Consider the following 20,352-nt stretch of genomic DNA (forward strand, 5'->3'; position numbering starts at 1 on the left):
CGGCAAGGCGGTAAAGAGCGCCACCTGTCCGATAAGTGACGCTCATTCAGTTGATGGTTCACGCGTTCGGGCAAATCGCCCGCTGTTCGGCTATGTTCGCTCTCCAGATCAGGCCGACAGGTCCAGATGGGCGGGCACATGACGCAGGACACCATCGAGCGGCGTCTGTCGCCGCAGCTCTGCCACCGGGTGCGCGGCGAGGACACCTTTCCCGTCGAGTGGCGACCGCTCGACGGGAGGGAGCGCTTCGCGGTCCGGGCCAGCTGGCCCACCGACCACCCGTTCTTCACCCCGGTCCGCCGGGGTGGGGAGCGGTGCCACGACCCGCTCCTGGTCGTCGAGACGCTGCGGCAGGCCACGATGGCGCTCCTGCACTCGGTCCACGGGCTGCCGCTGACCCGGCACATCCTGCTGAACGAGATCTCGCTGAGCTGCGACCCGGCGGGGCTCGACGTCAAGGGCGGAGTTCCGGACATCGAGATCCGGTTCGTCGAACTCGTCCTGCGGGGCGGCCAGTTGTCCGAGATGCTGGTGGAGTGGACCGTCCGGCGCGGGACGGGGGTGGTGGCGACGGGCGGCGCCCGGGCCCGGTTCGCCGGCGGCGCCGCCTACCGCAGACTGCGCGGCGGACGGGTCGAGGCCGGGGTCGTGCGCCCCGGACCGTGGACGCGCCGCGCCCCGGCGCCGCTCGCCGGGCGGGCGCGGGTGGACGACGTCCTCCTCGCCCCCACCGGCCGGGAGGGGGTGTGGGAGCTGGTCGTCGACACCGCCCACCCCACCCTCTTCCAGCGGCCCAACGACCACATACCGGGGATGCTCTTCCTGGAGGCGGGCCGGCAGGCCGTGTCGGCGGCCGTGTGGCCCCGCCCGTGCCTGCCGGTCTCCCTGCGGATCGCCTTCGACCGGTACGCCGAGTTCCACGGCGGCCCCTGTCTGCTCCGGGCGGTGCCCGCGGGCGGCGACGGCGCCGCGACGGAGGCCGGGGCGTTCGAGGTCACCGGCTACCAGGACGGGGCGCGGCTCTTCACGTGCGCGCTGCGGACCGGATGATCCCGAGCCGCTGGGTCGCCCGGGTCAGCGCCACGTACAGGTCGTTCGTCCCGTGCGCGGCCCCGGCCACGACGGCCTCCGGGTCGACGACCAGGACGGTGTCGAACTCCAGGCCCTTCGCCTGCCGGGGGTCGAGGAGCACGACCGGCCGGGTGAGGTCGGGGGCCGGGCCGTACGCGGCGTCCGGCAGGGCGGCGATCAGCCCGGGGTGCAGCTCGGGCGGGGCGATGACCGCGATCCGGCCCTCCTCGCGCAGCTCGTTCGCGACCGCGTCGGCGGCCTCCTTGACCGGGTCGTCCACCGTACGGTCCCAGGGCTCCACCCCGGTGGACCGCACCGAGCTCGGCGGCTCGAAGCCCGGGTCGTCGGCCCGCCGCACCGCGGCCGCGACGGCCATGATCTCGGCGGGCGTGCGGTAGTTGACGCCGAGCCGGACCAGTTCCCAGCGGTCCTCCACGTACGGGGCGAGGATCTGCTCCCAGGCCCCGACGCCGGCCGGGTCGCCGGTCTGGGCGGGGTCGCCGACCAGGGTCATCGAGCGGCTGGGGCTGCGGCGCATGAGGAGCCGCCAGGCCATCGCGGAGAGCTCCTGGGCCTCGTCGACGATGATGTGCCCGAAGGCCCAGGTGCGGTCGGCGGCGGCGCGTTCGGCGGCGGTGCGGTGGTCGGCCTCCTCGTGGCGCTCGGCGAAGCGCTCGGCGTCGATGATGTCGTGGGCGGAGAGCACCTCGGAGGCGTCCTTGTCGTGCTCCTCCTTGTCCTCGAACTCGTAGGTGCGGGAGGCGTAGGAGACGTCGAGGACGCCCTGCGCGTACTGGATCTGCTTCTGGCGCTCGGCCTCCTGGGCGGCCCGGGCCGCCGAGTCGTCCTCGCCGAGGAGTTCGGCGGCCTCGTCGAGCAGCGGCACGTCGGCGGGCGTCCAGGCGCCGCCGTCGCGCCGGATCGCGCGGAGGTCGTCCGCGTCGGCCAGGTGGGTGGGTTCGGCCAGGTAGTCGGCGAGGAAGTCCTGCGGGGTGAGCGCGGGCCAGAGGGTGTCGATCGCCGCGTACACGTCGGGGTTGCCCGCGATGCCCTTGGCGAGCAGGGCGATGTCGTCCGGGCCGAGGAAGTTGGGGCCGCCGTACGGGTCGGCGCCGATCCGGTCGGCGAGCTGCTCGGCGAGCGCGTCGAGGATCCGGAAGACGAAGTAGGGGCGGGCGAGGTTGTGCGGGAGGGCCGTCTCGCGGGCCTTGTGGCGGGCCTCCAGGGCCATGTCCCAGTCGATGACCAGGTCGCCGTCCTCGTGCGGGACGATCAGCGGCTCGCCGCGCCCGGGGACCTGCTGGCGGTCGCGGACCGCCGCGGCGAGCGCCTCGGCCATGGCGGCCGAGCCCTTGACGGCGGCGGCGCGGGGCGTGTCGGTGCCGGTGGCCCGTACGCCGGGGAAGAGCTCGGCGGGGGTGGCCAGGAGGACGCCGGTCTCCCCGAGGGAAGGGAGGACATTGCCGATGTAGCCGAGGAAGGCGGGGTTGGGGCCGACGATGAGGACGGCCCGCTTGGCGAGCTGCTCGCGGTGGGCGTAGAGGAGGTAGGCGGCGCGGTGCAGGGCGACGGCCGTCTTGCCGGTGCCGGGGCCGCCCTCGACGACCAGGACCCCGCGGTGCGGGGAGCGGATGATGGCGTCCTGTTCGGCCTGGATGGTCTGCACGATGTCGTGCATCCGGCCGGTGCGGGCGGCGTCGAGCGAGGCGAGCAGGACCTCGTCGGCGTCCCTGCTCTCGTGTCCGGTGCGGGTGGCGTCGGCGAGGTCGAGCACCTCGTCGTGCAGGGCCGTGACCGTCCGGCCGAGGGTGCTGATGTGGCGTCGGCGGGAGAGCCCCATCGGCTCGTACCCGGTGGCGAGGTAGAAGGGCCGGGCGACCTCGGCGCGCCAGTCGACGACCAGCGGGGTGCGGTGCGCGTCGTCCTCCCGGATCCCGAGCCGGCCGATGTGGTGGTCGCGCCCGTCCTTGAAGACGAGGCGGCCGAAGCAGAGCCCGCTCTCCCCCGCGTTGAGCGCGGCGAGCAGTCCGGACTGCTCGGCGACCATGACGTCCCGTTCGAGCCGGCCCTGGTTGCCGCCGACGCCCGGGGTGCGCAGGGCACGCTCGACGGCCGCCTCGGCCTGGTCCCTCAGGTCGTCGAGGCGCGCGTACAGTTCGGTGATGAATTGCTGTTCGTTCCGAAATTCCTCGGTTGACAATTCGACTCCCGGCGCGATACAGTGCGTTTATTGAACTTCTCTGCGCCCGTGGTGAATCCGGGCGCAGAATTCATTAATATACGCGATGAAATACCCCGACTGTCAATTGTAGTCGGGGTATTTCCGTATGCCCTGCCGAAAAGGCGGCCGGTCCGCCCTACCCGAGGACGTCCTCCAGATCCTGCAGCAGGCGGCGCTTCGGCCGGGCGCCGACGATCGCCTTCACGGGCTCGCCCGCCCGGAAGACCATGAGGGTGGGGGTCGCGAGGACCCCGTACGCCGCCGTGGTCCCCGGGTTCCGGTCGACGTCGATCTCGACGATCCGGAGCCGCTCCGCCTCCTCCGCCGCGAGCGCGGCGAGCACCGGGGTGAGCTGCCGGCAGGGCCCGCACCACTCCGCGGTGAACTTCACCAGGACCGGTCGCGCGGCGGCCAGCACCTCGGTCGCGAAGTCGGCGTCGGTGACCTCGGCCACCTCTTCCGTGTACGTCGTCATGTCTGTCGTCCCTCCGTCGTCGCCGCTTCCCCGTACCGTTCCGCACCGAGCTCGCACCGGGGCTCCGGACCGTGCGGCAGCTCCGCCTCGGCCCGCAGCAGCTGGGCGCCCACCTCGGCCCGCACCGCCCGCAGCTCGTCGATCAGCCCGTCCAGCTCGGCGACCTTCCGCCGGTAGACGGCGATCGACGCGGGACAGGAGTCCCCCGCCGGATGCCCGGCGCGCAGGCAGTCGACGAACGGCCGCGTCTCCTCCAGCTCGAACCCGAAGTCCTGCAGGGTCCTGATCTGGCGGAGGAGGCGCAGGTCGCCCTCGTCGTAGGTGCGGTGGCCGTTCTCCGTGCGCCGGGCGGCCAGCAGGCCACGGGACTCGTAGTAGCGCAGAGTCCGTGTGGTCGTGCCGGCCCGCTCGGCGAGCTCTCCGATGCGCATGCGCCGAACGTACGCCTTGACGCCGACGTCAAGGCAAGGACCGGACCGGGGGCGCCCCGGGACGGGTGTTGCAGGAGGGCGCCCCCGTTCGGAGGGCGCCCTTCCCTCCGGCCCCGGATCCGGCTCAAGGCCCGGGACCTGACTGTGGGGGGGTGTGCGGGGGGGCGGGGGGCGACAGGAGCGGCGGGTTCGGGCGGGGTGGGGAATCAGGTGCCGCTGCCCGGCTTCCTCCCCCACCGCGGGCCGTCCCGAAACCAGGGCCGGGCCCCCGGCGTCGGGGACTCCGCGGGCGGTACAGGCAGTGGGCCCGCCCCGCCCCCGGTCCTCAGACGCCCGCGCGCGCCTTCTCCTCGCCCTCCTCGGCCCGCTGGTCGGGCACCGGGGTCCCGTCACCGGCCGGCGCGTGGTCGTCCACCAGCGTCTTCTCGTCGAACGGCACCCGCCCCGCGAGCACCTCCGCCACGCGCTCCCGGTCGATCTCCTTCGTCCAGGTGCCGACGAGGACCGTGGCGACGGCGTTGCCCGCGAAGTTGGTCAGGGCGCGCGCCTCGCTCATGAAGCGGTCGATGCCGACGATCAGGCCGACCCCGTCGACCAGCTCGGGGCGGTGCGACTGGAGTCCGCCCGCGAGGGTGGCGAGACCGGCGCCGGTGACGCCCGCCGCACCCTTCGAAGCGATGATCATGAAGACGAGGAGGGAGATCTGCTCGCCCACGGAGAGCGGGTCGCCCATCGCCTCGGCGACGAAGAGCGAGGCCATCGTGAGGTAGATCGCGGTGCCGTCGAGGTTGAAGGAGTAGCCGGTCGGCACGGTGATGCCGACGACCGGCTTGCTGACCCCGAGGTGCTCCATCTTGGCGATGAGCCGCGGCAGCGCGGACTCGGACGAGGAGGTGGAGAGGATCAGCAGGAACTCGCGGCCCAGGTACTTCAGGAGGCTCCAGATGTTGAGCCCGGCGACCACCCTGAGCAGCGCCCCGAGGACCACGAACACGAAGATCGCGCAGGTCAGGTAGAAGCCGATCATGATGACGGCGAGGGACTTCAGCGCGTCGACGCCGGTCGCACCGACGACGGCCGCGATCGCGCCGAACGCGCCGACCGGCGCGACCCACATGATCATGCCGAGGATGCGGAAGACGAGCCGCTGGATGTGGCCGATCCCGCGCAGCACCGGTTCGCCCGCCGCCCCCATCGCCTGGAGCGCGAAGCCGGCCAGCAGGGCGACGAGGAGGGTCTGGAGCACCTCGCCCTCGGTGAAGGCGGAGACGATGGTCGTGGGGATGATCCCGAGCAGGAAGTCCGGCGTGGACTCGCTCGCGCCCTCGGCCTGCTTGGCGCCCGCCTCGGCCAGCTCCTTGGTGAGGTGCAGCCCGGAGCCGGGCTCCAGGAGGTTGCCGACGACGAGGCCGATCCCGAGCGCGACGGTCGACATCAGGAGGAAGTAGCCGAGGGCGAGGCCGCCGACGGCGCCGACCTTCGCGGCCTTCCGGACCGATCCGACGCCGAGCACGATCGTGCAGAAGATGATCGGCGAGATCATCATCTTGATCAGGTTCACGAAGCCGGTGCCCAGCGGCTTCAGCTCGACGGCGACGCCGGGCGCCAGGAAGCCGACCGCGATGCCGAGCACCACGGCTCCGATCACGGCCAGATAGAGATAGTGCGTACGGTCCCGTCGTGCGGCCACGGGGTCCTCCTCGTGCTGATGGGTGTCCACGTCCCGGTGGACTCCGAGAGCATCCATCAGCCTGTGACCGGGGTCACGGTTGCGTACGTTTCGTTCACGACCGAAAGGTACGGAGGGAGGGACGGGCGGCCCGGCCAGGGCACGATTCGGGAACGCGATGCGCCGGCGCACGGTCCCACGTGCACACTTACCCGCATGCGTCTCCCCCTCCCCCGTCCCCGCAGCCTCGCCGGCCAGCTCTTCGCGATGCAGGTCGTGCTCGTGGCCGTCGTCGTGGCCGGGTGCGCGGTCTTCGCCTACCTCACGGACCGGGCGCAGGCCGAGGAGACCGCGCGGCGCCAGTCCACGGCCACCGCCGCGGCCGTCGCCGACTCGCCCTCGGTGGTCGCCGCGGCCCGGTCGGCCGAGCCCACGGCGGTGCTCCAGCCGTACGCCGAGGCCCTGCGCCGCCACGCGGGCGTGGCCTTCGTGGTGATCATGGCGCCGGACGGTACCCGCTGGACCCACCCCGAGCCGGAACAGATCGGCCGGACGTACCTCGGTCACATCGAGGAGGCGGCGGCGGGCCGGACGTACTCCGAGACGCACCTGGGGGTGCTCGGTCCCTCCGTGCGGACGGTGGCGCCCGTCTTCGACGGCGGTCGCGTCGTCGCGCTGGTCAGCGCCGGGATCACCATCGACAAGATCAGCGAGCAGGTACGGGAGCAGGTCACCGCGCTGCTGGGGATGGCGGGTGCCGCGCTCGCGCTCGGCGGGGCGGGGACGTACGTGGTCAACGCCCGGCTGCGGCGCCACACCCACGGCATGAACGCGACGGAGCTGAGCCGGATGCACGACTACCACGAGGCCGCGCTGCACGCGGTCCGCGAGGGGCTCGTGATGCTCGACGGAGGGCGGCGGATCGCGCTCATCAACGACGGGGCGCGGGAGCTGCTCGGTCTGGACGACGGGGTCGTCGGCCGTCCGGCCGCCGAACTCGGCCTCCCCGCGTCGCTCACCGGCGCGCTGCTGTCCTCGGAGCCGCGGGTCGACGAGACCCATCTGACGGCGGACCGGGTCCTGGTGGTGAACACCCGGCCGGTGGTGGGGGGCGAGCGCCGCGGCACGGTCGCGACCCTGCGGGACCGCACCGAACTCCAGTCTCTCTCCGGGGAGTTGGACTCGGAGCGGGGGTTCACGGAGGCGCTCCGCTCGCAGGCGCACGAGGCGGCGAACCGGCTGCACACGGTCGTGTCCCTCATCGAGCTGGGCCGGGTCCAGGAGGCGGTGGAGTTCGCGACGGCCGAGCTGGAGCTGGCCCAGGCGCTGACCGACCGGGTCGTGGACGCGGTCGGCGAGCCGGTGCTGGCGGCCCTGCTGCTGGGCAAGGCGGCGCAGGCGAACGAGCGGGGCGTGGAGCTGGTCCTCACCGAGGACAGCCGCATCGACGACGGCCTGGTGCCGGCGGCCCTGCCGTCCCGGGACCTGGTGACGATCCTCGGCAACCTGATCGACAACGCGGTGGAGGCCGCGGGTGGCAGCCCGCAGGCGCGGGTGACCGTGACGGTCGCGGCGCGTGCGGGGGACGGCGAGCTGCTCCTGCGGGTCGCCGACACCGGTCCCGGCGTCCGCCCGGCCGACCGCGACGCGGTCCTCGGCCGGGGCTGGACGACCCGGGGCCCCGGCCGGGGGCTGGGCCTGGCCCTGGTGGGCCAGGCGGTGTCGCGTGCCGCGGGCACGCTCGACGTGGCGGACGCGGAGGAGGGCGGGGCGAAGTTCACCGTACGGCTTCCCCTGCCGGCGCCCGGGCCGGACACGGCCCCGGTGCCGCCGCCCCGGGACGGCGCGCGCACCCGCCCCGCCGGACACTCCGGCCCCGGCGGCGCCCCCGGCAGGACACCCTCCGGCTCCGGCGGCGACCCCGGCACGACACCCCCCGGCTCCGGCGGACGGCCGCCGCACGACGCCCCGGAGGTGGTGGCGTGAGCGCGCCTCCCCTGCGGGTGCTCGTCGTCGAGGACGATCCGGTCGCCGCGGACGCCCACGCCCTCTACGCGGGGCGGGTCGACGGCTTCACCGTCGTCGGCGTCGCGCACTCCCGGGCCGCCGCCGTGCGCGCCCTGGAGCGGACCCCCGTGGACCTGATCCTGCTCGACCTCTACCTCCCCGACGGCCACGGACTGCAGCTCCTGCGCGCGCTGCGCGCCGCCGGGCACTCGGCGGACGTGATCGCCGTGACCTCCGCCCGCGACCTGGCGGTCGTCCGCGAGGGCGTGTCGCTCGGCGTCGTCCAGTACGTCCTGAAGCCCTTCGCCTTCGCGACCCTGCGGGACCGGCTCGCCCGGTACGCCGAGTTCCGGGCGACCGCGGGCGAGGCCTCCGGGCAGGACGAGGTCGACCGCGCGCTCGCCACCCTCCGGGCCCCGCACCCGACGACGCTCCCCAAGGGGCTGAGCGCGCCCACCCTGGAGTCCGTCACGCGGACCCTGCGGTCCACGCCCGGCGGGCTCACCGCGGCCGAGGCCGGAACCGCCGTCGGGATCTCCCGGATCACGGCCCGCCGGTACCTGGAACACCTGGTCACCGAGGGGCGGGCCGTACGCGCCCCGCAGTACGGGCAGATCGGCCGGCCGGAGCTCCAGTACCGCTGGCTGGAGGGACCGGCCCGCGGTCACTGATCGTCCCGAAGCCCACCACCCGCGGTTACCGACCGGTTCCCATGTTCCTACGACTTCGCATGTTGGGGGAACGCACCGTAGCCAGCCGTCACCCTCCGCTCTACGGTGACCGGGTGCACCAACCCTCCCCACCCTTCAACGCCCTGGCCGCGCGACGCCTGCGCGAGGGTCTCGGCATGGCCCACGGTCACGTCGCGTACGGCCTGCGCGCGCAGTACGGCCTCTTCGTCACCCCCGACACCGTCGTCGCCTGGGAACGCGGCCGCCTGCTCCCGAGCGAGCAGGAGCTCACCGCGCTCGCGGGCGTCCTGTGGTGCGCCCCCGCCGAGCTCATCTCCGCCGCCTCGACGCTGCGCGAGCACCGGATGGCGCGCGGTCTCGCCCCGGAGGAGCTGGCCCGGCGGATCGGTGTCGCGGCCGCCGCGTACCAGCGCATGGAGGACGAGGGCAGCTGGCGCGGCACCGAGCGCCAGACGGCCGCGCTGGCCGAGGTGCTCGGGCTCGGGCCGCGCGCCCTGATCACCGCCACGGGCGGCGACGAGGCCCTCGCGGAGCTGCTGCGGAACGCCGCCACCACCCACCGCTGGCAGGCCTACGTGAAGCCGGCCGTGAAGCTGCTGCCGCTGCCCCGGCAGACCCTGGAGCGCGTGCTCCAGCAGCTGCACGCCGACTACCACGCCCGGATGGCGGCGACGAGCAGCTGGGGCGCCTCGGGCGGCACCGGCAACGAGGGCCGGGCCTACCTCGACGACATCACCGGCCACTTCTGGGCGGCCGTCGGCGCCTGAGGGGCTCGGGGATCGGGCGACGGCGGCCGTCGGCGCCCGATCCGTGTCCACGGCCCCGGGGCGCGGGGCTCAGGCGAGGACGGCCGAGTAGCTGTCGAGCGTGACCCAGGTGATGTCGTTGGCGGCCGTGCCGCCGAACACCGTGACGCGGCCGGTCGTGTGGACCTCCACGCGGCAGGAGTTGATGCCGGCGGAGTTGTTGCGGGGACAGACCGCGCGGACCACCTTGGGCACCGTGATCGTCGTCGGCATGGCGCCGATCACGGTGTCGGCCGTGAACTGGCCGGTGAATCCGCCGCGCATCTGGAGGAAGTCCGTACCGGCGATCTTCACGACGCGGACGGCCGGGACGTCCACGGCGGCGGTGACCCCCGAGGCCAGGGTGAGCGGCTGCCAGTCGTGGACGACGACGATGCCGCCGGGGGCGTCGGCCGCGGCGGGGGTGGCGAGCAGGGGGGTGCCGAGGGTCGCCGCGGGGACGGCGACGGCGGCGGTGAGCAGGCTGCGGCGGCTGGTGCCGTTGCGGGGCATGGTGGGTCCTCCGGGAGCGAAAGGAAGGCGGCGGGCGTGCGGACGGGCCGTCAGCGCCAGGCCGCGGAGAAGTTGTCGAGACCGATCCAGGTGATCCGGTTGTCGGCCGTCGGGCCGAACACGGAGAGCCTTCCGCGGGAGTCGACCTCCACGCGGCAGACGCAGCGGCCGCCCTGGTTGTTGCGGGTGACCTCGGCCCTGACCGTACGGCTGGGGGTCAGCGTCGGCGGGAGCTGGGCGAACGGGCCCTCGGCGGTGATGTCGCAGTCGAAGCCGCCGCGGAGCTGGAGGAAGGTGGTCCCGGCCAGCGAGACCAGGCGCCCGCGCGGGCTCATCAGACCCGTCTGCGGGGTCGCTCCGGACACCCCGGTGAGCGGGGTCCAGTCCGTCAGGAGCTTCACGCCCTGCACCGGCGCGTCCGTCGAGAGGAAGCAGATCGTGGCCTCGCGCGGAGTGGTGAGGCTGCCGCTGAAGCCGAACAGGAGCCGCGCCTCGTCGCCCATCGGCTCGATGCACATGCCCTCCGGCTCCCGGCGGTCGAGGCCGGGCACGGCGGTGATGTGCTGGGGCCCCGCGACGAAGGAGCCGTCCGCCCAGGACACCGCGGTGATGTGGGTGTTGTTCTTCTCGGGACTGCCCGTGTAGAGGTAGAGGTACTCGCCCAGCGACGCGAACCCCTGCGGGGTGGGCGACTTGTGGTTCACGAAGAACCCGCCGAGGGGCAGCTCGATCGTCCTCGTCGCGGTCCAGGTGACCGCGCCGGTGACCGGGTCGATGGGGTACTGGCGGAAGAAGACCCGCTCCGCGCCCGCCGCACCGGTGATGTACCGGACCGTGAGGCGGTGGTGGATCGGGTCGACGTTCGGCGAGGACTGCTCGGCGTCGGGCGTGGGGCGGAAGGGCGCCGTCACCCCGGGCGAGGACGGGGAGAGCGTCTGCCCCGGGCGGTAGGGGACCCGGGCGACCCGGGTGCCGTAGTCGCCGGACAGCGGCCCGGCGTCCGTCCAGAGATGGGTGGTGCCGTCGAGGTGCTGCGCGCCGATCTGGTTCCCGTGGCCGAAGCCGGTGAGGTGCATGGTGTCGATCGGACGCCCGGTCCTGCGGTCCATGCGGTAGACGCACAGGTCCCCGTCCGTGGGCACGCCCCGCACCTGCACCACGAAGAGCTCGTGCGTGACGGGGTCGACGGCCATGGACTGGCCCGCCCGCGTATGGGTCTCGTGATTCAGGGGCGTACCGCTGAGGATCCGGCCCCAGGGTCCGGTCAGGTCGATGAGATCCGAATGAGCCACGAAGAAGTCCCTCCCCTGCGGCCCGGAGCGGACCGCAGGGCAGATTGTATGTGACACGCATCCGCCGCCCCTCGACGCGTGCGGCGCCCTGTGGCGCCGGCGGACGGCCACGGCCGGGGACTCTCGAATGCCGCTGCCCGGCACGTACATTGGCGCGGTGAGACGACACATCCCGTTCCAACGCCTCCACAACTTCCGTGACCTGGGCGGCTATCGGACCACCGACGGCGGGACCGTGCGGTGGGAGACCCTCTACCGCTCCGACTCCCTCGCCAAGCTCGCGGGCCCCGACCCCGCCGATCTGGAACGCTTCCGCGCGCTCGGCGTGACCACGGTGATCGACCTGCGCTACCCGTGGGAGATCGCGGCCAAGGGGCGCCTGCCGGAGACCGAGGAGGTCTCCTGGCACAACCTCTCCATCGAGCACCGCCCCTACGACCAGGCGGAGATCGACCCGGAGCTCGACCCCTGGCGCTACCTCGCCGACCGGTTCGCCGAGGTCGCCGAGGACGGCGCGGTGGAGCTCCGTACGGCCCTGGAGGTCATCGCCGCCGCCGACGGCCCGCTCGTCTTCCACTGCGCCTCCGGGAAGGACCGGACGGGGCTGCTCGCCGCCGTCGTCCTCTCCCTCCTGGGCGTTCCCGACGAGGACATCCTGACGGACTTCGCCCTGACCGAACGGGCCACGGAACGACTGGTCGCCGACTGGCGCGCCGCCCACCCGGGCCGCGCACTCCGCTGGCCGTCCTACGGCCGGGCACCCGCCGACGTCATCCGGCTGTTCCTGGAGGACCTGCGCGCGCGGCACGGCTCGGTGGACGCGTACGTCACCGGCCACGTCGGTCTCGACCCGGCGGTCGCGCCGGCCCTGAGGGCCCGTCTGGTCGAGCGGCCCTAGGGAGCTGACGTCGGCCTGACCGCGAGGCCGGCGGTCGTCCGGTTTCCGGCCGGGGGCCTTCGGGGCGTGCGCCGTCCGGTCGCCGTCCGGATGCGCTCGGGGTGCGGTGTGTCGGCCGGTCGGTGGCGGTCCGGGTGCGGTGCGCCGGCCGGCGGCTCAGTCCCGGCGCTCGAAGGAGAAGAGCTGGCCCGCCGCGTCCGGCACGCAGGGCGCCTGGGCCAGTCGCGCCCCCGCGGCCGAGCGGTCGCCGACGACGGTGACACAGGTGCCGCGGGTCGCCGAGCCGACCGGCACGATCCGGTAGCCGCGCACGGCACCCCCGGCAGGGACGTACGGCTCCAGGGCGAAGGACTCCACCCGGCCGGGGTCCCCGCACCCGGAGTCCTCGAACGCGGCGTCGGGTATCCGGCCGCCGGAGGGTATCCCGGAGCATCCGGGGCCGAAGTCGGGGTGGTCGGAGGCGATCCGCCACCGGCCGGCCCCCGCCCGGACGAGCGAGTAGCGGGGGAAGTCCGGTTCCGTGCACGGCACTTGATGGACCTGTCCGGATCGGGTGCCGCGCCGCTCGCCGAGACAGAAGGCGGTGCCGGCCACCCGGACGCGGACGTCTCCGGCGGCGGGCGCCACGGCGGCGGTGACCGCCGCGGTGGGGGTGCCGGACGGCCGGCCGGCCTGGCCCGTGCCGCCGCCGCGGAGCAGGGCGAGGACGCTGAACCCGGCGAGGACGAGTCCGGTCACGGCGACGGCGGCGACGAGCGCGCGTCGTATGCGGGCCGGGGTGCCGGACGCGTCCCCCGGCGGCCGGACGGTGTCCTCGCCGACGGGCCAGGAGGGCGGCGGCCCGACCGGCTCCGGCCCGCCGGGGACGTCTCCGGGGCCCTCGGGGATCGCCATGGCTCCGGCCCCGCGGCCTCCGGTGACGTGCGGTGCTTCCGCGGCCGACCCGGCCACCGGAGCCGCCGACGCCACGGGCGTCTCCGCCGTCGGCGCATCCGTCCCCGCCGCCTCCGCCGTTTCCGGCGCCTGCGCCGCCGCCGGGAACTCGCCCGAGGAGGACGCCTCGGCGGGGGTGTGCGCGCCCCGCGGGTCGGGGGTGTGCCGCCCCGGTGCCATCCGTGCCTCTCCCCCTCCGACGCACGCCGCCGGACTCCGCCACGCCCCTGCCGGACTTCGCCGGACTCCCCCGGACACGGGTTGGGACATGTCCGGGACAAGCCCCAGCCTTGTTGATCCCGGCCTCGGGCTCAAGAGTGGATCCCGGCAATCGCGGGGGTGACGCCGCGCACAGCGGAGTGGCCCCGACCGTCACGGGGGGACGGTCGGGGCCACTCGGGTATGCGCGGGTCCCGGCGGAATCCGGGACGGTTCGGGACGAAGGTCCCACGCGGAGCGCCGTACGGCCCCGGACCGGAAGGCCGGCCCCACGACGGCCGACGGGACGGCCGCCGGAGTCACCGGCGGCGCGCGTCGTGGGATCGGGCGGCGGGTCCGGCCGCGGGGCTAGAAGACCGACTCCGCCTCGCGGATGCGGTCCTCCGGGACCGTCTTCAGACGGGTGACCGCCTCGGCCAGCGGGACCATCTCGACGCCCGTGCCGCGCAGCGCCGTCATCCGGCCGAACTCGCCGCGGTGCGCGGCCTCCACCGCGTGCCAGCCGAAGCGGGTCGCGAGCACCCGGTCGTACGCGGTCGGCGTGCCGCCGCGCTGGACGTGGCCGAGGATGACCGGGCGGGCCTCCTTGCCGAGGCGCCGCTCCAGCTCGACGGCGAGCTGGTTGCCGATGCCCTGGAAGCGCTCGTGGCCGAACTGGTCGATCTCGCCCTTCTGGTACTCCATCGAGCCCTCGACCGGATGGGCGCCCTCGGCGACGCAGATGACGGCGAACTTCTTGCCGCGGGCGAAGCGCTCCTCGACCATCTTGACCAGGTCGTCGACCTGGAAGGGGCGCTCGGGCAGGCAGATGCCGTGCGCGCCGCCGGCCATGCCGGACTCCAGGGCGATCCAGCCGGCGTGGCGGCCCATCACCTCGACGACCATCACGCGCTGGTGCGACTCGGCGGTGGTCTTCAGACGGTCCATCGCCTCGGTGGCGACGCCGACGGCGGTGTCGAAGCCGAAGGTGCGGTCCGTGGACGAGATGTCGTTGTCGATCGTCTTGGGGACGCCGACGACGGGCATGCCCGCGTCGGAGAGCATCCGGGCGGCGGTCAGGGTGCCCTCGCCGCCGATCGGGATGAGGACGTCGATGCCGTACTCGCGGGCCAGGTCGGGGGCGGACGCGGCGGCCTCGGCCAGCCGGTTCCGCTCCAGGCGGGCCGATCCGAGGATGGTGCCGCCGCGGGCCAGGATGCCGCTGACGGCATTGAGGTCGAGGGGGCGGAAGTGGCCGTCGAGGAGGCCCTTGAACCCGTCCTCGAAGCCGATGACCTCGTCATTGTGGCCGGTCAGCGCCCGGTGCACGACCGACCGGATCACTGCGTTCAGGCCGGGGCAGTCGCCGCCTGCGGTGAGAACTCCGATGCGCATCGTGCTGTGTCTCCTGCTCGGTCGCGTTCCTTGGTGAGCCACAGCGATTCTCACACGTTCGGCCCGAGGGGTGCGCTCACGGACGCTCCGCGCGTCCGCCCCCGAACGGCCGGGGAGGCCTTTGGTCCCGGGCTCCGAGGCCCTTCGCCCGGCGGGCGGCCTAACCACCGGCGGGGGTATTGTCAAGGGGGTAATGCCGCCCTTTCGGGGCTTTCTGAGCACCGCCGATGGACGCGAGGTTCGACGGCGTCGGTCGGCGTACGGGCCGCGAGCGTGCCGTGAGGGCGCCGCTCGCCCCCGCTCCGTGAGTCCCGTCTTCCGCAGGACTGGACAGGAGACCACGGCGTGACGCGCAGCGTGTACGTGACCGGGATCGACCGCGGTGACGGCCGCCAGGTCGTCGAGCTGGGAGTCATGGAGCTCCTCACCCGCCAGGTGGACCGGGTGGGGGTGTTCCGGCCGCTGGTGCACGACGGCCCCGACCGGCTCTTCGACCTCCTGCGCACCCGCTACCGGCTCTCGCAGGACGCCTCGACGGTCTACGGCATGGACTACCACGAGGCCTCCGCGCTGCAGGCCGAGCGGGGCACCGACGAGCTGGTGTCGCAGCTCGTCGACCGCTTCCACACGGTGGCCCGGGACTACGAGGTCGTCCTCGTCCTCGGCACCGACTTCGCCGCCACCCAGCTCCCCGACGAGCTGGCGCTCAACGCCCGGCTCGCGAACGAGTTCGGCGCCTCGGTCATACCCGTCGTCGGCGGCAAGGGCCAGTCGGCGGAGTCCGTGCGGGCCGAGGCGCGCAACGCCTTCCGGGCGTACGACGGTCTGGGCTGCGACGTGCTCGCCATGATCGTCAACCGGGTGGCGGGCGAGGACCGCGAGGTCATCGCCGAGCGGCTCGCCGCCCGGCTGCCGGTGCCCTGCTCCGTCCTGCCGGACGAGCCGGCGCTCGCCGCGCCGACGGTCGCGCAGATCAAGCACGCGCTGGGCGCCTCCGTCGTCCTCGGCGACGACGCGGGGCTCGCCCGCGACGCGCTGGACTTCGTCTTCGGCGGAGCGATGCTGCCGAACTTCCTCAACGCCCTGACGCCGGGCTGCCTGGTCGTCACCCCCGGGGACCGGGCCGACCTGGTCGTCGGCGCACTGGCCGCGCACTCGGCCGGCACCCCGCCGATCGCCGGGGTGCTGCTCACCCTGAACGAGCGGCCGAGCGACGAGATCCTGACCCTGGCGGCCCGGCTCGCGCCGGGCACCCCGGTCCTCTCCGTCCCGGGCAACAGCTTCCCGACCGCCACCGAACTCTTCGCCCTGGAGGGCAAGCTGAACGCGGCCACGCCGCGCAAGGCGGAGACGGCCCTCGGCCTGTTCGAGCGGCACGTGGACACGGCCGACCTGCTCAAGCGGATCTCGGTGGCGCGCAGCGGCCGGGTCACCCCGATGATGTTCGAGCACGAGCTCATCGAGCAGGCGCGCGCCGACCGGCGCCGGGTGGTGCTGCCGGAGGGCACCGAGGAGCGGGTGCTGCGGGCCGCGGACGTACTGCTGCGCCGCGACGTGTGCGACCTGACCCTGCTCGGCGACGTCGAGGTGGTCCGCAAGAAGGCCGCCGACCTGGGCATCGCGCTCGGCGACACGCAGCTGATCGACCCGGCGACCTCGGAGCTGCGCGACACGTTCGCCGAGAAGTACGCGGCGCTGCGGGCCCACAAGGGCGTCACGGTGGAGCTGGCGTACGACGTCGTGTCCGACGTCAACTACTTCGGCACGCTGATGGTCCAGGAGGGCCTCGCCGACGGCATGGTGTCGGGGTCGGTGCACTCCACGGCGGCGACGATCCGGCCCGCGTTCGAGATCATCAAGACCAAGCCGGACGCCTCGATCGTCTCCTCGGTGTTCTTCATGTGCCTCGCCGACCGGGTCCTCGTGTACGGCGACTGCGCGGTCAACCCGGATCCGAACGCCGAGCAGCTCGCGGACATCGCCGTCCAGTCGGCGGCCACCGCGGCCCGCTTCGGTGTCGAGCCGAGGATCGCGATGCTCTCGTACTCGACCGGCACCTCGGGTTCGGGCGCCGACGTGGACAAGGTGCGGGAGGCGACGAAGCTGGTCCGCGAGGCGCACCCGGAACTGCGGATCGAGGGGCCCATCCAGTACGACGCCGCCGTCGAGCCCTCGGTAGCGGCGACGAAGCTGCCGGACTCGGAGGTGGCGGGGCAGGCGACCGTGCTGATCTTCCCGGACCTCAACACCGGCAACAACACCTACAAGGCCGTGCAGCGTTCGGCCGGCGCCGTGGCCGTCGGCCCCGTGCTGCAGGGTCTGCGCAAGCCGGTGAACGACCTCTCGCGCGGCGCGCTCGTCAGCGACATCGTCAACACGGTCGCCATCACGGCGATCCAGTCCCAGGTCCCCGTCCAGGGTCAGGAGCTCCCCGCATGACCGCCCATCCCTCTCCCGCCTCTCCCGACTCCCCCACCGCCGGGCCCACCCGGGTGCTCGTCCTCAACTCCGGTTCGTCCTCGGTGAAGTACCAGCTTCTCGACATGCGCGACGGCGAGCGGCTCGCCCAGGGGCTCGTCGAGCGGATCGGCGAGGAGACCTCGCGGCTGGTGCACACCCCCCTCCAGGGCGGCGGCGGGGAGAAGCGCGAGCAGACCGGCCCGATCACCGACCACGCGGCCGCGCTGAAGGCGGTCGCCGCGGAGCTGGCGGCGGACGGGCTCGGGCTCGACTCACCCGAGCTGGCGGCGATCGGTCACCGGGTGGTGCACGGCGGGCTGCGGTTCACCGAGCCGACGGTCATCGACGACGAGGTGCTGGCGGAGATCGAGCGGCTCGTGCCGGTGGCGCCGCTGCACAACCCGGCGAACCTGACCGGCATCCGGACGGCGGCGGCGCTCCGCCCCGACCTGCCGCAGGTCGCGGTCTTCGACACGGCGTTCCACACGACGATGCCGGAGGCGGCGGCGCGGTACGCGATCGACGTCGAGACGGCGGACGCGCACCGGATCCGGCGGTACGGCTTCCACGGCACCTCCCACGCGTACGTGTCGCGGGAGACGGCGCGGCTGCTCGGCCGGGAGCCGGAGGAGGTGAACGTGATCGTGCTGCACCTGGGCAACGGGGCGTCGGCCTCGGCGGTGCGGGGCGGCCGGTGCGTGGACACCTCGATGGGCCTGACGCCGCTGGAGGGCCTGGTGATGGGCACCCGCTCGGGCGACATCGACCCGGCGGTCACCTTCCACCTCAAGCGGGTGGCGGGCATGTCGGCCGACGAGATCGACACGCTGCTGAACAAGAGGTCCGGCCTGGTGGGGCTCTGCGGCGACAATGACATGCGGGAGATCCGCCGGCGGGTGGACGAGGGCGACGAGCGGGCGGCGCTCGCCTTCGACATCTACGTCCACCGGTTGAAGAAGTACATCGGGGCGTACTACGCGGTGCTCGGCCGGGTGGACGCGGTGGCGTTCACGGCGGGGGTCGGGGAGAACGCGGCCCCGGTGCGGGAGGCCGCGATCTCGGGCCTGGAGGAGCTGGGGCTCGCGGTGGACGCGGACCTCAACGCGGTGCGGTCCGGCGAGGCGCGGCTGATCTCGCCGGACTACGCGCGGGTGGCGGTCGCGGTGGTGCCGACGGACGAGGAGCTGGAGATCGCCCGTCAGGCCTTCGCCCTCGTGGGCGGAGCGGTACCCGGGGGCCGGCCGGGTACACGGTCGGACACGCGGTCGGAGAAGTGAACGCCTGAGCGACCCCGCGCCCATTTGTACTTTCCGCCAGCCGGAATATTCCGCAGTGAAACAAACGGATAGGATCCGCCTCATGCGCCGTTCCAAAATCGTCTGCACGCTGGGCCCCGCCGTCGACTCGTATGAGCAGCTGAAGGCTCTCATCGAGGCCGGCATGAACGTGGCCCGATTCAACTTCAGCCACGGTTCCCAGGCCGAGCACCAGGAGCGGTACGACCGCGTCCGGCAGGTCGCCGCGGACACCGGTCGCGCCGTCGGTGTGCTCGCCGACCTCCAGGGCCCCAAGATCCGGCTGGAGACCTTCGCCGAGGGCCCCGTCGAGCTGGTGCGCGGTGACGAGTTCACCATCACCACCGACGACGTCCCCGGTGACAAGTCCATCTGCGGCACCACCTACAAGGGCCTGCCCGGAGACGTCTCCAAGGGCGACCAGGTCCTGATCAACGACGGCAACGTCGAGCTGCGGGTCGTCGAGGTCGACGGTCCCCGGGTCAAGACGATCGTCGTCGAGGGCGGCGTCATCTCCGACCACAAGGGCATCAACCTGCCCGGCGCGGCCGTGAACGTCCCCGCCCTGTCGGAGAAGGACGTCGACGACCTCCGCTTCGCGCTCCGCATGGGCTGCGACATGGTCGCCCTCTCCTTCGTCCGCGACGCCGACGACGTCAAGGACGTCCACAAGGTGATGGACGAGGAGGGCCGCCGGGTCCCCGTCATCGCCAAGGTGGAGAAGCCGCAGGCCGTCGAGAACATGGAGGCCGTCGTCGCGGCCTTCGACGCGGTCATGGTGGCCCGCGGCGACCTCGCCGTCGAGTACCCGCTCGAGAAGGTCCCGATGGTGCAGAAGCGCCTCGTGGAGATGTGCCGCCGCAACGCCAAGCCGGTCATCGTCGCGACCCAGATGATGGAGTCGATGATCACCAACTCGCGGCCGACCCGCGCCGAGGCGAGCGACGTCGCCAACGCGATCCTGGACGGCGCCGACGCGGTCATGCTGTCGGCCGAGTCCTCGGTCGGCGCGTACCCGATCGAGACCGTCAAGACGATGTCGAAGATCGTCGCGGCGGCCGAGGAGGAGCTGCTCTCCAAGGGCCTCCAGCCCCTGGTCCCGGGCAAGAAGCCGCGCACCCAGGGCGGTTCCGTCGCCCGTGCGGCCTGCGAGATCGCCGACTTCCTGGGCGGCAAGGCGCTCGTCGCCTTCACCCAGTCCGGCGACACGGCCCGCCGCCTCTCGCGCTACCGCGTGCAGCAGCCGATCCTCGCCTTCACGACGGACGAGAACACCCGCAACCAGCTCACCCTGAGCTGGGGCGTCGAGTCCTTCGTCGTCCCACACGTGGACAACACGGACGCGATGGTCGACCTGGTCGACGCCGAGCTCCTGAAGCTCCAGCGCTACGGCGCGGGCGACACCATGGTCATCACCGCCGGCTCGCCCCCCGGCGTCCCCGGCACCACGAACATGGTCCGCGTCCACCACCTGGGCGGAGCCCAGCAGGCCTGACGCTCCTCACGAGAGCCTCTGTAGGGCGGTGGGTCGCACCCTTCCGGGGGTGCGACCCACCGCCGTCCCCTGTGTCTGCGCACCGGGGACGGCTCTCTCCTTGCCTCAAATGGTCAGCTGACGCTCCCCGATTCCGCCGGGAATTCCGGTGGCCAGGGCGATTCGAACAGCACTTCCCGCCCGCCCATCAGAGCGTACTCCGCCTCCCGCCAGCTCGGATTGGCACTGACGACGAAGCTCTCGCCGTCCGGATCCAGCATCCAGGTGTACTCGGCGTTCGCCGCCGGAATGCCGTGCCGTTCGCTGAGCACACTGAACTCGGCGTCGGTCGCCCGCCGGATGTGGAGCCCGTTCCGGTACAGGGGCTTGAGGAACATCAGCTCCACATGTCCGAAGGCGACTTCAACCCTCGTAGTGGTCCGGTCCACGAGCACGGCCTCACTGATCAGCAAGAGCTCGCGGTGTGAGGCATGGAACCCGCTGACTCTGAAGAGCCGTCCCTTCCGGACGAAATCCGTCACG

The 20,352-nt window shown here is 73.2% G+C and carries 17 protein-coding genes; 8 read left to right on the forward strand and 9 right to left on the reverse strand.

Annotated features, from left to right (window positions below):
- Positions 1-138: 138 nt before the first annotated feature.
- The gene (locus ACF09E_RS16685; RefSeq protein ID WP_392205848.1) at positions 139-1,050 is read left to right on the forward strand and encodes a ScbA/BarX family gamma-butyrolactone biosynthesis protein; all 912 of its coding nucleotides are present in this window, start codon (positions 139-141) and stop codon (positions 1,048-1,050) included.
- Here ACF09E_RS16685 and ACF09E_RS16690 read toward each other — a convergent pair.
- The 4 genes from ACF09E_RS16690 to ACF09E_RS16705 all read right to left on the reverse strand — a co-directional run bounded on the left by ACF09E_RS16690 (position 1,025) and on the right by ACF09E_RS16705 (position 5,945).
- On the reverse strand, positions 1,025-3,271 hold the full coding sequence (locus ACF09E_RS16690) for a HelD family protein (protein WP_392205849.1): 2,247 nt from the start codon (positions 3,269-3,271) through the stop codon (positions 1,025-1,027). The genes ACF09E_RS16685 and ACF09E_RS16690 overlap by 26 nt on opposite strands.
- A 157-nt stretch (positions 3,272-3,428) precedes the next feature.
- Positions 3,429-3,767: a thioredoxin family protein gene (locus ACF09E_RS16695; RefSeq protein WP_392205850.1), complete on the reverse strand. Its 339-nt coding sequence runs from the start codon at positions 3,765-3,767 to the stop codon at positions 3,429-3,431.
- Positions 3,764-4,198, reverse strand: a complete 435-nt coding sequence (locus ACF09E_RS16700) for a MerR family transcriptional regulator (RefSeq protein ID WP_392205851.1) — start codon at positions 4,196-4,198, stop codon at positions 3,764-3,766. Before ACF09E_RS16700 ends, ACF09E_RS16695 begins: the two co-directional genes overlap by 4 nt.
- A 325-nt stretch (positions 4,199-4,523) precedes the next feature.
- Positions 4,524-5,945 carry a cation:dicarboxylate symporter family transporter gene (locus ACF09E_RS16705; protein WP_392205852.1) on the reverse strand — a complete coding sequence of 474 codons (1,422 nt, stop codon included), beginning with the start codon at positions 5,943-5,945 and terminating at the stop codon, positions 4,524-4,526.
- A 138-nt stretch (positions 5,946-6,083) separates the two neighbouring features.
- Between ACF09E_RS16705 and ACF09E_RS16710 the strand changes: the two genes are divergently transcribed.
- The 3 genes from ACF09E_RS16710 to ACF09E_RS16720 all read left to right on the forward strand — a co-directional run bounded on the left by ACF09E_RS16710 (position 6,084) and on the right by ACF09E_RS16720 (position 9,333).
- Positions 6,084-7,853, forward strand: coding sequence for an ATP-binding protein (locus ACF09E_RS16710; protein WP_392205853.1), 1,770 nt, complete (start codon positions 6,084-6,086; stop codon positions 7,851-7,853).
- Positions 7,850-8,545, forward strand: coding sequence for a response regulator (locus ACF09E_RS16715; protein ID WP_392205854.1), 696 nt, complete (start codon positions 7,850-7,852; stop codon positions 8,543-8,545). Before ACF09E_RS16710 ends, ACF09E_RS16715 begins: the two co-directional genes overlap by 4 nt.
- Positions 8,546-8,721: 176 nt before the next feature.
- Positions 8,722-9,333, forward strand: a complete 612-nt coding sequence (locus ACF09E_RS16720; protein WP_392206113.1) for a helix-turn-helix domain-containing protein — start codon at positions 8,722-8,724, stop codon at positions 9,331-9,333.
- Positions 9,334-9,402: 69 nt separating this feature from the next.
- Here ACF09E_RS16720 and ACF09E_RS16725 read toward each other — a convergent pair whose 3' ends face one another.
- The gene (locus ACF09E_RS16725; RefSeq protein WP_392205855.1) at positions 9,403-9,864 is read right to left on the reverse strand and encodes a hypothetical protein; all 462 of its coding nucleotides are present in this window, start codon (positions 9,862-9,864) and stop codon (positions 9,403-9,405) included.
- 50 nt (positions 9,865-9,914) lie between these two features.
- Entirely contained in the window at positions 9,915-11,156 is a 1,242-nt protein-coding gene (locus ACF09E_RS16730) for a hypothetical protein (protein ID WP_392205857.1), read from the reverse strand.
- Positions 11,157-11,313: 157 nt separating this feature from the next.
- Here ACF09E_RS16730 and ACF09E_RS16735 point away from each other — a divergent pair, with 157 nt between their 5' ends.
- Positions 11,314-12,054 carry a tyrosine-protein phosphatase gene (locus ACF09E_RS16735; RefSeq protein WP_392205858.1) on the forward strand — a complete coding sequence of 247 codons (741 nt, stop codon included), beginning with the start codon at positions 11,314-11,316 and terminating at the stop codon, positions 12,052-12,054.
- Positions 12,055-12,210: 156 nt separating this feature from the next.
- On the opposite strand, the gene ACF09E_RS16740 is transcribed toward ACF09E_RS16735, so the two are convergent.
- Both ACF09E_RS16740 and ACF09E_RS16745 read right to left on the reverse strand, forming a co-directional pair.
- Entirely contained in the window at positions 12,211-13,167 is a 957-nt protein-coding gene (locus tag ACF09E_RS16740; RefSeq protein ID WP_392205859.1) for a hypothetical protein, read from the reverse strand.
- 387 nt (positions 13,168-13,554) lie between these two features.
- On the reverse strand, positions 13,555-14,580 hold the full coding sequence (locus ACF09E_RS16745; protein ID WP_392205860.1) for an ATP-dependent 6-phosphofructokinase: 1,026 nt from the start codon (positions 14,578-14,580) through the stop codon (positions 13,555-13,557).
- Between the two features lie 345 nt (positions 14,581-14,925).
- On the opposite strand from ACF09E_RS16745, the gene pta reads away from it, so the two are divergent.
- The 3 genes from pta to pyk all read left to right on the forward strand — a co-directional run bounded on the left by pta (position 14,926) and on the right by pyk (position 19,830).
- Entirely contained in the window at positions 14,926-17,019 is a 2,094-nt protein-coding gene (gene pta / locus ACF09E_RS16750) for a phosphate acetyltransferase (RefSeq protein WP_392205861.1), read from the forward strand.
- Positions 17,016-18,317, forward strand: a complete 1,302-nt coding sequence (locus ACF09E_RS16755) for an acetate kinase (protein ID WP_392205862.1) — start codon at positions 17,016-17,018, stop codon at positions 18,315-18,317. Before pta ends, ACF09E_RS16755 begins: the two co-directional genes overlap by 4 nt.
- Before the next feature lie 82 nt (positions 18,318-18,399).
- A complete protein-coding gene (gene pyk / locus ACF09E_RS16760; RefSeq protein WP_392040682.1) occupies positions 18,400-19,830 on the forward strand; it encodes a pyruvate kinase in 1,431 nt (476 codons plus the stop codon).
- A gap of 113 nt (positions 19,831-19,943) precedes the next feature.
- Here pyk and ACF09E_RS16765 read toward each other — a convergent pair whose 3' ends face one another.
- A complete protein-coding gene (locus ACF09E_RS16765; protein WP_392205863.1) occupies positions 19,944-20,351 on the reverse strand; it encodes a hypothetical protein in 408 nt (135 codons plus the stop codon).
- Position 20,352 lies beyond the last annotated feature (1 nt).

The organism is Streptomyces sp. NPDC014891, from assembly GCF_043081085.1.
Taxonomy (GTDB): Bacteria; Actinomycetota; Actinomycetes; order Streptomycetales; family Streptomycetaceae; genus Streptomyces.

Coding starts and splice junctions, on each gene's coding strand:
- ACF09E_RS16685 (WP_392205848.1), top strand. CDS start 139: ATGACGCAGGACACCATCGAGCGGCGTCTGTCGCCGCAGCTCTGCCAC.
- ACF09E_RS16695 (WP_392205850.1), bottom strand. CDS start 3,767: ATGACGACGTACACGGAAGAGGTGGCCGAGGTCACCGACGCCGACTTC.
- ACF09E_RS16700 (WP_392205851.1), bottom strand. CDS start 4,198: ATGCGCATCGGAGAGCTCGCCGAGCGGGCCGGCACGACCACACGGACT.
- ACF09E_RS16705 (WP_392205852.1), bottom strand. CDS start 5,945: ATGGATGCTCTCGGAGTCCACCGGGACGTGGACACCCATCAGCACGAG.
- ACF09E_RS16710 (WP_392205853.1), top strand. CDS start 6,084: ATGCGTCTCCCCCTCCCCCGTCCCCGCAGCCTCGCCGGCCAGCTCTTC.
- ACF09E_RS16720 (WP_392206113.1), top strand. CDS start 8,722: ATGGCCCACGGTCACGTCGCGTACGGCCTGCGCGCGCAGTACGGCCTC.
- ACF09E_RS16725 (WP_392205855.1), bottom strand. CDS start 9,864: ATGCCCCGCAACGGCACCAGCCGCCGCAGCCTGCTCACCGCCGCCGTC.
- ACF09E_RS16740 (WP_392205859.1), bottom strand. CDS start 13,167: ATGGCACCGGGGCGGCACACCCCCGACCCGCGGGGCGCGCACACCCCC.
- ACF09E_RS16745 (WP_392205860.1), bottom strand. CDS start 14,580: ATGCGCATCGGAGTTCTCACCGCAGGCGGCGACTGCCCCGGCCTGAAC.
- ACF09E_RS16755 (WP_392205862.1), top strand. CDS start 17,016: ATGACCGCCCATCCCTCTCCCGCCTCTCCCGACTCCCCCACCGCCGGG.
- pyk (WP_392040682.1), top strand. CDS start 18,400: ATGCGCCGTTCCAAAATCGTCTGCACGCTGGGCCCCGCCGTCGACTCG.